Genomic DNA, 12,897 nt, shown 5'->3' with positions numbered 1-12,897 from the left:
TCGTGATCTGGGGCCGGTGACTATGCTTGCGCGCGATGACGCACTCGCCGCCGCGCCCTTCCCCGGGTGCCCCACGTCCGGGCCGACGGCACCGGCGCAAGAAGCGGTCCTCCGGACCGCTGGTGGCGTTCACGCTCAGCGCGGTCGCCGTGTTGCTGGCCGGGCTCGTGGTGTTCGTCGTGGTGACCCGCACGGGTGATTCCGGCACGGCTTCGAGTGGCGCGCCGGCGTCGGCCACGTCGGTCAACAACGGCAACGCCGGGGCGGGTGCGTCCGCCGGGGAGAAGGTGCTGGCGCTCGCCGACCACCCGATACTGCAGGACCCGGACGCGGGGTTGCAGAACATCGTGTGCCGGCTGCCGGAGTGGCACAGCGACGAGGCGTCGGTCGAGGCGTTCTTCACGGCGGCGGACGAGTGCCTGAACGAGGCGTGGGGCCCGTTCCTGGAGGCCTACCACCTGCCGTTCCTGCCGCCCGCGCTGCACTTCCCGACGGGTTCGAGCTTCGAGACGGCGTGCGGCACGATCGGGGTCGGCGTGGCGACGGCGGCCTACTACTGCGACAACAACCTGTACGTGCCCTACCGCGGGCTGCAGATCGAGCAGTACGGCGACAACCCGGGCGTGTACCTGGCGTTGATCGCGCACGAGTACGGCCACCACGTGCAGGAGGTGGCCGGGATCATGGACGCGGTGTGGCAGCGGATCTACGCCGTCGGGCAGCAGAGCCCCCAGGGGCTGGAGCTGTCGCGGCGCAAGGAGCTGCAGGCGCAGTGCTTCTCGGGGATGTTCCTGGGCGCGGTGGTCGACCGCGGCGGCTCGCTGACGCGGGAGATGTACGCGAAGGCCTGGCGAGACCAGGACACGCGGGGCGACAACACGTCGGGCAGCCACGACCACGGGACGAACGCGCACTACGCGGCCTGGTGGCGCAAGGGCGCGCAGTTCAACCGCATCGCGCAGTGCAACACCTTCTCGACACCCGCGTCCGAGGTGTCTTGAGTTAGCTGCCGCGTGACCGCGGGACGTGGGGGCGGCGGTCGCTGCTCGCGCTGGCACGGGCGGCCGGGCAGCGGTTGCTGCATGACCGCAGCACGTGGGGCGGCACGTGGGGGCGGCGGTGCTGCTCGCGCTGGCACGGGCGGCCGGGCAACGGTTGCCGCGTGACCGCGGCACGTGGGGCTCGGCTCGTCGTCGCGGCGCTGTTCTGCAAGGCGCTGCCGTTCGCGTTGTTCAGCTGTGGTCGCTGCTCGTCGGCCTCGGCAGCGGGCCGAGGTTGTCGCCGGTGCGGCTCGCCGGGCTGCCGCTCGGGGCGGCGCGCTGGTGCTCGGAAAACCGCTCACGCCCCGCGTCCTCGCCGGGATGTGCTCGTGGGCGTCGGTCTGACGCGGGTTCAGGCCGCGACCGGCGTGGCCGTCGTGCGGCGGGAACCGCGCTGCACGAGGAACGCGTAGGCACCCCCGCCGAGGCAGCTCAACGCCAGCAGCGCCAGGCCGACCGGGCGGCGCAGGTCGCTGTGCCCGGCCACCACGTCGGCCAGGTGCACCTGCACGGTGCCGGTGCCGAGGTCGGCGGGCACGGTGATCTCGACGCGGTCGCCGCGGTCGTGGCCGCAGGCGTCGAGCGAGCCGGTGTGCTTACCACCGCCGGCCTCGAACTGGACGGTCTCGGTCGGGTTCGGCGCGGTGCACTCGGCCGGGGTCGTCACGGTCGCCGCGACGACCGTCCCCCCGCCGGTCGCGGGCGAGCCGAACAGGCCGGGCCCGCTCCACCACACGAGCACGACGATCGCGATACCCACGAGGGCCGGGATCAGCAGGCCCGACCAGCGGAGCCGGGACGAGGTCATGCCCCGCCCCGTGCGGAAGGCGGGCGGGAACCCTGGGAGCACTGCACGAAGGCCATGGTTCCAGAGAAATCCCGGGAAGCACAGGGAGAGCGGTGTGGCCCCCGTCTATCACTCGTTGTGGTCAGCGGGCGTCACTTTCCGCACATACAGCAGCCTGTCCCCCGGTTCGATGGCGTCCACCTGCGGGGAGTCGACGCGGTAGAGCTGGCCGTCGCGGACCACGCCCAGCACGATGTCACTCAGATGCCGGGGCGAGCCTCCCTCTTCCGAGGGTTCGACGACACGCTCCGCGATCGCCAGCCCGGACTCGGGGGTGAGCAGGTCCTCGACCATGTCGACGACGACGGGTGTCGAGGTGGCCATCCCGAGCAGCCTGCCCGCGGTCTCGCTGGACACCACGACCTGGTTCGCACCGGACTGCTTGAGCAGGTGCACGTTCTCCGCCTCGCGCACGGACGCCACGATGTGGGCCTTCGGCGCCAGCTCCCGCGCGGTGAGCGTCGCCAGCACGGCCGAGTCGTCGCGGTTCGTGGCGACCACCACCGCCCTGGCCCGCTGCACGCCCGCGACGCGCAGCACGTCCGACCGCGTCGCGGAGCCGTGCACCGTGACGAGGCCGAGCGCGCCGGCCGCGTCCAGCGCCTGCTGGTCGGTGTCCACGACGACGATCCGGCTCGGCTCGACGTTCTCGTCGCCGAGCAGGGTCTTGACCGCCGAGCGGCCCTTCGTGCCGAAGCCGACGACCACCACGTGGTCCCGCACCTTGGACCTCCACTTCTGGATCCGGAACGCCTGCCGCGACCGTTCGGTGAGCACTTCCAGTGTCGTTCCGACCAGCACGATGAGGAACAGCACCCGCAGCGGGGTGACGACGAGGACGTTGATCAGCCGCGCGCCCGCGGTCACCGGCGTGATGTCGCCGTAGCCGGTGGTCGACAGCGAGACGGTCGCGTAGTAGAAGCTGTCCAAAAGGGACAGGCCATCGCCGTTGACGTCGCGGTAGCCGTCCCGTCCGAGGTAGACGATGAACACCGCCGCGACGAGCGCGAGCAGTGCGTAGACGATGCGCCGCGCGATCGACCGGATCGGGCTGACCGACGGCTCCGGCATCCTGATGACGCCGACGAGCGAGTGGTCAGCTCGGACTGGGGCACGCACGCCGCGGATCGTATGGGATGCCCCGACCCGCCGCCACCGTCATCGGTCGATCATCACGACCGGTTTTCGTCGCGGGCGCGGCTCCCGCAGCCCCGCGCGCGTTCGTCGCCTTCCGCGATGGCGGCCGTGGTTTCGACGCGTTCCAGTCGTCCGTCCGCGCGGCGGCGCTCGACCACGACAGCCGGGTTCGCCAGCCACGCGGGGTTTTCCGGCCCGCGGCGCCCCATCGCCCCACGACGACCGGCGCGGGGTCGTCGCTCAGGTCGCCCAGCGGCACCGTGTGCTTCCGGCCGGACTTCGCGCCGGTCGTGGCATCGACACGGCTCACTCCTCCGGCACGCTGCGCAACAGGTCCCGCAGCCCCTCGGCGTCCAGCAGGTCCACCGGGCGCAGGGTGACATCGTCGCGCACGTAGTGGAACGCCGCACGCACCTTGTCCAGGGGCGTGCCCGTCAGGGAAGCCCACGCGAGCCGGTACGCCGCCAGCTGCACCGAAAGCGCCTTCAGCCGCGCCGGTTCGGGCACCGCGCCGGTCTTCCAGTCGACGACCGTCCAGCCGCCGTCGGGATCGGCGAACACCGCGTCCATCCGGCCCCGCACGAGCACGCCGTCGATCTCCGTGGAGAACGGCACCTCGACCTCGTGGGGCGTCCGCACCGCCCAGCCGCTCGCCTCGAACGCTGCCCGCAGCTCGTCGAGCGCTTCGTCGGGGGCGGCACCCTCGTCCGCCGCGCCGGGCAGGTCCTCCAGCTCCAGCAAGCGCTCTCCCGCGAACCGCCGTTCGACCCAGCCGTGGAAGGCGGTACCGCGGCGGGCGAAGGTGTTGGGCGGCACGGGCAACGGCCGCCGCAGCCGCCGCGCCAGGCCACCCGGATCGCCCGCCAGCTCCACGAGCTGGCTCACCGACAGCTGTCCCGGCAGCGCGACCTCCTCGCCCGCGCTCGCCGCCGCGGCCCGCTCCGCGAGCAGCACGTCGGTGTCGGCGATCCAGCCGTCCGGGTCGTCCTCCTCCTCGACGGTCTCCCCGGCCGCCATCGCGGCGAGCACCAGTTCGGCTCCCTCGGCCACCTCGTTCCGCCGCCCGCCCAGCGGATCCACCGGCCACCGCGCCGTGCGTGACTGCGTGACCAGCGGGTTCTCCTCGTCCTCCGCCGGTTCGTCGGCCCACACCGCACGCCTGCCGACGCCCATCTCCGCGATCTCGGTCAGGAAGTCCGACGGGCCCTTCGGCCGCGAGCTGGTCTCGTTCCACCAGTGCCCGGACACCAGCAGCGCGTGCTCGGAGCGGGTCAGCGCGACGTAGCACAGCCGCCGTTCCTCATCGGCCTCCCGCTCGACGAAGCTCTGCTCGTGGATCTCGAAGGCTTCGCTGATCTCCTTGCGGTCCATGCCCGAAGACACCGCGAGCTTCGGCAGGTCCTGCGCGTCGCCTCGCAGCTGCGCGGGCAAGGACGTGACCGTGCGCAGCCACGAGGAGGAGCGGCGCTTGTTGGGGAACACGTCCTTCGACAGGTGCGGCACGGCGACCACCTGCCACTCCAGCCCCTTCGCCGAGTGCGCGGTCAGCACCTGCACGCGGTCGGGCAGCACCTCGACCTCGCCCGGCGTCAGCCCGTCCTCGGCGTGCGCGGCGGTCATCAGGTAGTCCACAAAGGACATCAGCGTGGCGTCCGGCGAGGTCTCGGCGAAATCCGCGACCACGTCGGCGAAGGCGTCCAGGTGCGCGCGCCCCGCGCCGCCCGGCCGGGCCAGCGACTCGACGTCGAGCAGCATCGTGCGCTCCACGTCCGCGACCAGCTCGGGCAGTGACTGGTCCAGCCGGCGCCGCAACCCGGACAGCTCGGCCGCGATCTTCCGGATGCGCTCGTAACCCTCCGGCGAGTAGCGGGCCGGGTCACCGGGGTCGTCCAGCGCGTCCACGAGCCCGGTCTGCTCCGCGCGTTCGACGAACAACTCGTCCACTGTGGATTCCGCGGTCGGCGGTGGAGCGGCGATCTCGTTGGCACGCCGCCACAACGCCGCGAGGTCCGAGGCCGACAGCCGCCACCGGGCACCGGTCAGCAGCCGGGCTGCGGCGGTGCCCGCGAGCGGATCGGCCAGCACCCGCAGGGTGGCCACGAGGTCGGCGACCTCGGGCTCGTCGAGCAACCCGCCCAGGCCCACGACCTCGACCGGCAGCCCCCGGGCCCGCAGTTCCGCGGCGATCGGCGCCATGTCGGCACGCCGTCGCACCAGCACCGCCGCCGTGGGCGGGCTGCCGTTCGCGTCGAGGTGGGCGTACCAGCGCTGGGCCACCGCGTCGGCGACCCACTCGCGTTCGACGCGGATGTCGGTCAGCAGCGCGTACTCGATGTCCGCCGGGCCCGCACCGTCCCTGGCCCGCAGCCGTTCCACGCCGAGCCCGCGCGCCCGCAGCGGTTCGGCCATCCCGTTGGCGAGCGTGAGCACCTCGGGCGGGTTGCGGAAGCTGGTGAGCAGCCCGTACTCCCGCGCGGGCGCGAGGCGATCGCCGTCGCGGCGGGGGAAGTCCGTGGTGAACCGGGGCAGGTTGGCCGCGCTCGCGCCGCGCCAGCCGTAGATCGCCTGCGCCGGGTCGCCCACCGCGGTCACCGGCAGCGGTGGGTTCTCCACGCCGCCGAACAACGCGCGCAACAGCACGCGCTGAGCGTGCCCGGTGTCCTGGTACTCGTCGAGCAACACGGCGCCGTAACGGTCGCGTTCCCCGCGCGCGACCTCCGGGTGGTCGCTCGCGAGCTGCGCGGCCAGCGACATCTGGTCGGCGAAGTCGAGCGCGCCCTCCGCACGCTTGCGGCGGTGGTAGCTCTCGATGAGCGGGATCAGCGACAGCCGGAACCGTTGCGCGGCCGCGATTTCCGCCAGCGCCTTGGGCAACGCCGCCCGCTGCCCCTTCGCCCGCGGCGCTGTCTCGATCAGCTCGCACAGCCAGGTGCTGTAGTCGGCGAGCTGCTGCTCCGTGACCAGGTGCTCGCCGAGCTCCCCCGCAAGCGCGAGCAGCTGCGCGGTCACGGACGCGGGCACGCGATCGGTGTCCAAGTCACCGTCCCAAGTGGACACGACACGGTGGGCGAGCTGCCACGACGACGTCTCCGACAGCAGTCGCACCCCGGGCTGCACCGGCAACCGCAGGCCGTGCTCCGACAGCAACCGCCCGGCGTACGCGTGGTAAGTCAGCACCGTCGGCTCGCCCGCGACCACCGCCGCACGCAGACCGCCGCCCGGATCGACGCGGTCCAGCAGACCCGAACCGGCGAGGCGCCGCAGCCGCGCCCGCACGCGTTCGGCCAGCTGACGCGCCGCCTTGCGGGTGAAGGTGAGGCCCAGCACGCGTTCCGGCGTCACGACGCCGTTGGCGACCAGCCACACGACCCGCGCGGCCATCGTCTCGGTCTTGCCCGCGCCGGCACCGGCGACGACGAGCGCGGGCTCGATCGGAGCGGCGATCACGGCGGCCTGCTCGGGCGTGGGCGGGTGCAGGCCGAGCGCGGCCGCCAGCTCGGCCGGGCTGACGTGCGTCATCCGCCGGTCACCTGCCGCCCCTCCGGCCGCAGCGGGCACGACCCCTTGGCCGGACAACGGTCGCAGTCGATGTTCTCGTTCGCCTGGTACTCCGGGCCGGTGGCGGACGTGGCGACCTCGCGGACGAGTTCGAGCCAGCGCTTGCCGCTGTCCTCGTCCAGCGGAGGCTGCTCGCGCTGCGTCGCGCCGGTCTTGTTGTGGGACTTGGCGAGGTACACCAGCCGCGCGCCGCCCGGCTGCTTGCCCTCGCCGAAAGCGCCCAGCAGCACGGAAAGCTGGTACGCGGCCAGCTGCGGGTGCAGTTCGGCGTCGTTCGCGCTGACCGGCGTCTTGCCGGTCTTGAGGTCGACGATGACGGGCCGGCCGTCCTTGTCGGACTCCAGTCGGTCGATCCGTCCGCGCAGCCGGACGAGCATGCCGTCCTCGCCCATCGGCACCTCGACCTCGATGTCCTGCTCCACGCCGAGCTGCAGCAGCTCCTGACGGCTGGTTTCCAGCCAGGACAGGAAGTTGCGCACCATCTGCTCGACGCGGTTGCGCTCGCGGCGGGAGAACCACGGGGCACCGGCGTCCACCTTCGCCCAGGCCTCGTCGAGCGCCTGCCGCAGGCCCTGGTCGTCCAGCCCGCTCGCGGCCGCCTGCGCGAGCCCATGCACGAGCGTGCCGGTGATCGCCGCGAGCTGCGCCGGATCGCTCCCGCCGTGCCGCTCGATCAGCCACCGCAGGGGACACTTGACCAGAGTGTCCACAGTGGACGGCGAGATGCGGACAACGTCACCGGTGCCGTACAACGGGTCCTCGGACGAGACGTCGGCGACGCCGTACCAGGTGCCGGGATGGGCGCCGGGCACCCCGGCATCCGCGAGCCGGGCGAGCTGACGGGCGGCGCGGGCTCGGCGCTCGGGTTCGGTTTTGGCGTCACACACCGCCTTGCGCAGCTCGCCCACCAGCTCCGCCAGCACGAGCGAGCGGCCCGGCGGCTTCATGCGCGAGTCGGTGCCAGACTCGTCCGCGTTGTTGGGCTCGATGTCGTCCAGGAACCGCGACGGCTGCTCGTCCTCACCCGCCACGGCACTGACGAGCAGAGTGTGCCGCGCACGGCTCGCGGCAACGTAGAACAACCGGCGCTCCTCGGCGAGGATCGGCGCCGTCGCCGAAACCCCATCACCGTCCACACCGGACAGCAGGTCGACGAGCCGTTCCACACCCAGCAGCGATCCGCGCAGGCGCAGGTCCGGCCAGCTGCCCTCCTGCACCCCGGCGACGGCCACGACCGTCCACTCGCGACCGGCGGCGCCGTGTGCGGTGAGCATCGAGACGCCTTCGCCGCGGGCCGCGACGGGCGCGAGGCTGTCCCCGGCGATGTTCTGCGACGACAGGTAGTCCGCGAAGGCCGCCACCCCAGCCTTGGGCAGCCGGTCGGTGTAGCGGCCGGCGGCGTGGAACAACGCCACGATCGCGTCGAGGTCGCGATCGGCCTGCGAGCCCAGCGTGCCACCCCGCGCGGACTGCCGCACCAGCCGCTGCTGCAGCCCGCTCTCCCGCCACAGCTCCCACAGCACCTGCTCGACGGGCGCACCCCGCCGGATCGCCGTCGCGGTCACGTGCAGCAGACCGCCGACGCGCTGGATCGGCGCGGCCTCGGCGGCGGCGAGGCCCGTGAGCTTATCGTTGTCCCGCAACACTTCCAGCAGCAGTTCGTCACTGGAGCGCTGTCCGCCCGCGGCCAGTTCCAGCCGCCTCAGCCCGCGGCGCATGCGCCGCAGCGCGAGCGGGTCGGCGCCGCCGAGCGACGACGACAGCAGCATTTCGGCGGTGTCGACGTCCAGCGTCTCCGGATCGGCCGCGACGCGCAGGATCGCCAGCAGCGGTCGCACCGCGGGCTGCTTGGCGAGCGGCAGCTCCTCCGCCGCCGACGCGATCGGCACGCCCGCCGCCCGCAAAGCCCGTTGCAGCACGGGAAAAGACCGGCCGGGCGAGCGCACCAGCACCGCCATCTCCGACCACGGCACGCCGTCGGTCAGGTGCGCGCGGCGCAGCTGGTCGGCGATCCAGCTCGCCTCCGCCGACGGTGTCGGCAGCAGCCGCACCTTCACCGCACCCCGGCTGCGGGGCCTGGGATTCGTGATGCGGTGCGCGTTCGCGCCGGGGAGCGTGCGGGCCAGCCGCGTCACGGCGTTGTGCACCTCGAAGCTCATCCGGTGCGCGTGACCGAGGACGATCGTGCGTTCCCCGTCGTCCGCGTCGGCGAGCAGCGTGGGATCCGCGCCGCGGAAGGAGAACACGGCCTGGTCCGGGTCACCGGCCACGACGAAGTCCTCCGCCGCCGAGCCGAGCAGCCGCAGCAGCCGGAACTGCAGGTGGTCCAGGTGCTGCGCGTCGTCGACGAACACGTGCCGGATCCGCGCCTGCTCGCGCGTGAGCAGGTCGGGATCGCCCTCCATCTCGACGAGGGCGTTCGCCACCAGCTCCGCCGCGTCGAGCGCGGGCGCGCCGCCGGCGCTCGACAGGATGGTGACCTCCTCGTACTGGCGCCAGAACACGCCCGCCGCCACCCACTGCGGCCGGTCGGTGCGGCGGCCGAGCTTCACGAGGTCGTCCGGGCCGAGCCCGCGTTCGGCGGCGCGCAGGATCAGGTCGCGCAGCTCCTCGGCGAACCCGGGCACGGCCAGCGCGGGACGCAGTTGCTCGGGCCAGTCCGGCGCGCCCTGCTCCAGGTCGCCGGCGAGCAGCTCACGCACGACGACGTCCTGTTCCGGACTGGACAGCAGCCGCGGCGGCGGGACGTCCTGCGCGCCTGCCTGCAGGCGCAGCAACGCGAACGCGTAGGAGTGCACGGTGCGGACGATGGGTTCACGGATCGTGCGGCCGTCGGCACCGGTCGTGACGCGGCGCGTGATGTCGGCGCGCAGCGCGTCGGCGGCGCGGCGGGACGTGGTCAGCACCAGCAGGCTTTCCGGATCGGTCCCGGCGTCGATGCGGCTCGCGACGGTGCTGGCGAGCAGGGACGTCTTGCCGGTGCCCGGGCCGCCCAGCACCCGCACGAACCCGCGGGGGTTCCGGATGAGCGCTTCGGCGTCCGGTTCCCAGGTGTGCGGGTGCGGCGCTTCGACGGGCCTGCGGACCAGCCGCGCCCGCCGTGCTGCCGAACCCCGCACGTTCATGGGTGCAAGGGAATCATGTCCGGTGGGTGCCCCCGTGCAGCGGCACGCGGGTAGGTTCGATTCCGTGGACGAGCAGCTGCACGAGCGGGTGCGTGACGTGATCGCGTCGGTCCCGACGGGGCGGGTCGCGACGTACGGCGACATCGCGGCGATCGCGGGCGCGTCCACCCCTCGTCTGGTCGGCCGCGTGCTGCGGGAGGACGGGCACGACCTGCCGTGGCACCGGATCCTGCGTGCCGACGGCACCCCGGCGCCGCACCTCGCGCACCGGCAGCTGGAGCTGCTGCGGGCGGAGGGCGTGCTCGCGGACGGGCAGAAGGTCGATCTCCGTGCGTACCGCTGGCGCGTGTGAGCGGGGCTACCCTTTTCCCCGGTGGGTGTTTAGGTTAGCCTTCCCTTCGTGGCGGTCTTCTGCGAGATCCAGGTGGCGCGGGTGCGCCGGCTCAGCCCGCACATGGCGCGGATCAGCTTCACCGGCGAGGGCCTGCGCGGGCTGACCGCGACGTGCCCGGACGCCTACGTGAAGCTGTTCTTCCCGCTGGCGGGCCAGGAGCGCCCGGAGCTGCCGGACATGCTGTGCGACTCGTGGTACCAGAACTACCTGGGGATGCCGGAGGAGATCAGGCCGCCGATCCGCACGTACACGGTGCGCGCACACCGTGGTACGGAGCTGGACATCGACTTCGTGCTGCACGGCGACACCGGCCCGGCGAGCCGCTGGGCGCTGAGCGCGCGGCCGGGGCAGACGATCGCGCTGCTCGGCACGGGCGGGCTGCACACGGTCCCCGCGGGCACGGACTACCAGCTCCTCATCGGTGACGAGACCGCACTGCCCGCGATCGGCGCGATCCTGGAGCGGCTTTCGCCGGGAGCGGTGGCGCACGCGTACATCGAGGTGCCGAGCCCCGCCGAGCAGCAGCGGTTCACCACGCTCGGGAACGTCGAGGTGCACTGGCTGCACCGGGGCGCGCAGGCGCACGGCCAGGCGGTGCTGAACGCGGTCCGCATGGCGCGGCTCCCCGAAGGGACCCCTTACGGCTGGATCTCGGGCGAGGCGGGCATGGTCAAGTTCGCGCGGCGGCACCTCGTGAACGACCGCGGGATCGCGAAGAGCAACATCACCTTCACGGGCTACTGGCGCCGCGGCGCCACCCACGACCAGCTGGTCTGATCCGGGGCAGGTGTTGCGCCGGGGCTGATCTCGGGGGGCACGGGTTTCGCCGGGATGTCGCCGCGGGCGGTCGGGGCAGTGACCCGCGCGGACCATCGGCCGCCGGGGCTCCGGGACGTGTGGCGAGAAGCCACGCGCCACCGCGACCGCCTCCCGCCACGACAGCTGCCAGCCGCCCAGCGTGGCCCCTCCAAAGCCGCCGCAATCCGCCCCGCGGCCCCGCCACCGCGCGGCCCGCGCACCCCAGCCGTCAGGAGCCCAGCTCCGCCACCAGCAGCTTCACCAGCGCGCCGAGCCGTTGCCGCTCGGGCTGGAGCGTCGGGACCCCGGCCTCCGTCAGCGGCGCCGCCGTCACCGGGCCGACGCACGCGCACACGACGTCTCCCCGGAGCGCGGCCAGCAGCGCGTCGTACGCACCCCGCTGCCGGGCCAGCGCCAGCAGGTTCGCCGTCGCCGGGGCGCTCGTGAACGCCAGCGCCTGCACCTGCCGCTCCAGCACCCCGTCGAGCAACCGGTGCGCCGGCGCCAGATCCGCCGGCCACTCCCACCGGTATGGCTGCACCTCGATCAGCCGGGCACCGGCCTCCCGCAGTGCCGCCGTGTGCTCGGGCAGCGGCGAACCGTGCAGCTGCACCGCCACCCGCTTGCCCGCGAGATCCTCCCCGAGCAGGTGCGCGAACAGCTGCCGGTTGCTCTCCTCGGGCGCCGACCACTCCTCGGTCAGCCCGCGCCCCCGCACCGCGCCCTTGCCCTTCGGCCCGCGCGTGAAGATCCGCGCCCGCCCCAGCCGCTCCAGCAGCCGCTCCGACACACCCCAGCCGTCGGCCGCCTCCAGCCAGCCGCGGAACCCGGCGCCCGTCGTGACCGCCAGGACGTCGAGCTCCCCGGACAGCACCTCGTCCGTCGCGGCGCGGAGGCGGTCGTCGTCGGGCAGGGGCACGATGTGGATCATCGGCGCGTGCCGGACCGTGGCGCCGTTGCGTTCGAGCGCACTGATGAACTCCTCGGCGCGCCGTTCGGCGGTCACCCCGATCGTCACGCCGCTGAGGTCACCCATAGTTCACCGCCATCCGCTCGATCGCGGCGACGACCTCGGCTCTGAGGTCGGCGGGTTCGAGCACCTGCAACTCCGGCCCGAAGCGCAACAACTCGCCGAGCGCCGGAGCACCCGGTTCCACCGGCAACTCCACTCGCAACCACCCGTCCTCGTCCGGTTCGTCCCGGCACTCGCGCAACGCGCGCGCACCGACGGCTCCCAGGTAGAAAGGTACGAGGTCCTGCCCCAGTCGCGACAGCCGCACCACTGCCTTCCTCGGGTACAGCCGCTTTTCGAACTGCTCACCCCACTCGCGCCAGTACGCCGCGAGGTCGAAATCGGACGGTCGCTCGAACCGCTCCCCCACCACCGGATCGGCGATGCGCGAGACCCGGTACGTGCGGACGCTGTCCCCGGACCGCGCCGCGAGGTACCAGTTGCCCGCCTTCAGCACGAGCCCGAGCGGTTCCAGCACGCGGTCCACCTCGGTGCGGTCCCAGCGCCGGTACCGCGTGCTGATCCGCCGCCCCTCCCACACCGCCCGCGCGATCTCGGCGAGCTGCGGCAGGCTTTCGATGCCGCGGAACCACCCGGGCACGTCGAGCAGGAACCGCTCCGCGACCTGCCCGGCCCGCTCCCGCAGCTCCCGCGGCAGCGCGGCGTACAGCTTCAGCTGCGCCGCGGCGAGCACCGTGCCCAGGCCGAGTTCCGCGGCGGCGCCGGGCAGTCCGGCCAGCGAAAGCGATTGCGCCTCTTCCTCCGTCAGGCCCGTCAGCCGCGTGCGGTACCCGTCGACCAGCTGGTACCCGCCCGTCCGCCCCCGGTCCGCGTACACCGGCACCCCGGCGGCCGACAACGCCTCGACGTCCCGGTACACCGTGCGCACCGAGACCTCCAGCTCCGCCGCCAGTTCCTCGGCCGTCATCCGGCCGCGGTTCTGCAACAGCAGCAGCACCGACAGCAACCTGCTCGCCCGCATGGTT

Annotated in this window: 10 protein-coding genes; 3 read left to right on the top strand and 7 right to left on the bottom strand. The window is 73.2% G+C overall.

The window, feature by feature from the left end:
- Window positions 1-35 precede the first annotated feature (35 nt).
- Window positions 36-1,001: a neutral zinc metallopeptidase gene (locus ABFX51_RS34570; protein ID WP_091511902.1), complete on the top strand. Its 966-nt coding sequence runs from the start codon at window positions 36-38 to the stop codon at window positions 999-1,001.
- 391 nt (window positions 1,002-1,392) lie between these two features.
- Here the strand turns inward: ABFX51_RS34570 and ABFX51_RS34565 are convergent, their stop codons facing one another.
- The 5 genes from ABFX51_RS34565 to ABFX51_RS34545 form a co-directional block, all read right to left on the bottom strand.
- A complete protein-coding gene (locus ABFX51_RS34565) occupies window positions 1,393-1,848 on the bottom strand; it encodes a hypothetical protein (RefSeq protein WP_091512037.1) in 456 nt (151 codons plus the stop codon).
- A 108-nt stretch (window positions 1,849-1,956) separates the two neighbouring features.
- Window positions 1,957-2,958 carry a potassium channel family protein gene (locus ABFX51_RS34560; RefSeq protein ID WP_245783232.1) on the bottom strand — a complete coding sequence of 334 codons (1,002 nt, stop codon included), beginning with the start codon at window positions 2,956-2,958 and terminating at the stop codon, window positions 1,957-1,959.
- Window positions 2,959-3,059: 101 nt separating this feature from the next.
- Window positions 3,060-3,233, bottom strand: a complete 174-nt coding sequence (locus tag ABFX51_RS34555) for a hypothetical protein (RefSeq protein WP_177228854.1) — start codon at window positions 3,231-3,233, stop codon at window positions 3,060-3,062.
- Between the two features lie 97 nt (window positions 3,234-3,330).
- Complete coding sequence (locus tag ABFX51_RS34550; protein WP_346056263.1) at window positions 3,331-6,543, bottom strand: ATP-dependent helicase; 3,213 nt, start codon at window positions 6,541-6,543, stop codon at window positions 3,331-3,333.
- On the bottom strand, window positions 6,540-9,707 hold the full coding sequence (locus tag ABFX51_RS34545) for an ATP-dependent helicase (RefSeq protein WP_346056262.1): 3,168 nt from the start codon (window positions 9,705-9,707) through the stop codon (window positions 6,540-6,542). The genes ABFX51_RS34550 and ABFX51_RS34545 overlap by 4 nt, the downstream gene beginning before the upstream one ends.
- Window positions 9,708-9,771: 64 nt before the next feature.
- Between ABFX51_RS34545 and ABFX51_RS34540 the strand changes: the two genes are divergently transcribed.
- Both ABFX51_RS34540 and ABFX51_RS34535 read left to right on the top strand, forming a co-directional pair.
- On the top strand, window positions 9,772-10,059 hold the full coding sequence (locus ABFX51_RS34540) for an MGMT family protein (protein WP_346056261.1): 288 nt from the start codon (window positions 9,772-9,774) through the stop codon (window positions 10,057-10,059).
- Window positions 10,060-10,107: 48 nt separating this feature from the next.
- A complete protein-coding gene (locus ABFX51_RS34535; protein ID WP_346056260.1) occupies window positions 10,108-10,878 on the top strand; it encodes a siderophore-interacting protein in 771 nt (256 codons plus the stop codon).
- Window positions 10,879-11,128: 250 nt separating this feature from the next.
- On the opposite strand, the gene ABFX51_RS34530 is transcribed toward ABFX51_RS34535, so the two are convergent.
- Entirely contained in the window at window positions 11,129-11,935 is an 807-nt protein-coding gene (locus ABFX51_RS34530) for a uroporphyrinogen-III synthase (protein ID WP_091511891.1), read from the bottom strand.
- Entirely contained in the window at window positions 11,928-12,893 is a 966-nt protein-coding gene (locus ABFX51_RS34525; RefSeq protein WP_091511888.1) for a helix-turn-helix transcriptional regulator, read from the bottom strand. Before ABFX51_RS34525 ends, ABFX51_RS34530 begins: the two co-directional genes overlap by 8 nt.
- Between the last annotated feature and the right edge of the window lie 4 nt (window positions 12,894-12,897).

Source organism: Amycolatopsis dongchuanensis (genome assembly GCF_039542405.1).
Classification (GTDB): Bacteria; Actinomycetota; Actinomycetes; order Mycobacteriales; family Pseudonocardiaceae; genus Amycolatopsis_E; species Amycolatopsis_E sacchari.
This window is presented reverse-complemented; position numbering and strand designations above follow the sequence as displayed.

What these genes read in the sequence shown, in the direction of transcription:
- ABFX51_RS34570 (WP_091511902.1), top strand. Translation starts at nt 36, where the DNA reads ATGACGCACTCGCCGCCGCGCCCTTCCCCGGGTGCCCCACGTCCGGGC.
- ABFX51_RS34560 (WP_245783232.1), bottom strand. Translation starts at nt 2,958, where the DNA reads ATGCCGGAGCCGTCGGTCAGCCCGATCCGGTCGATCGCGCGGCGCATC.
- ABFX51_RS34555 (WP_177228854.1), bottom strand. Translation starts at nt 3,233, where the DNA reads ATGGGGCGCCGCGGGCCGGAAAACCCCGCGTGGCTGGCGAACCCGGCT.
- ABFX51_RS34530 (WP_091511891.1), bottom strand. Translation starts at nt 11,935, where the DNA reads ATGGGTGACCTCAGCGGCGTGACGATCGGGGTGACCGCCGAACGGCGC.
- ABFX51_RS34550 (WP_346056263.1), bottom strand. Translation starts at nt 6,543, where the DNA reads ATGACGCACGTCAGCCCGGCCGAGCTGGCGGCCGCGCTCGGCCTGCAC.
- ABFX51_RS34565 (WP_091512037.1), bottom strand. Translation starts at nt 1,848, where the DNA reads ATGACCTCGTCCCGGCTCCGCTGGTCGGGCCTGCTGATCCCGGCCCTC.
- ABFX51_RS34545 (WP_346056262.1), bottom strand. Translation starts at nt 9,707, where the DNA reads ATGAACGTGCGGGGTTCGGCAGCACGGCGGGCGCGGCTGGTCCGCAGG.
- ABFX51_RS34525 (WP_091511888.1), bottom strand. Translation starts at nt 12,893, where the DNA reads ATGCGGGCGAGCAGGTTGCTGTCGGTGCTGCTGCTGTTGCAGAACCGC.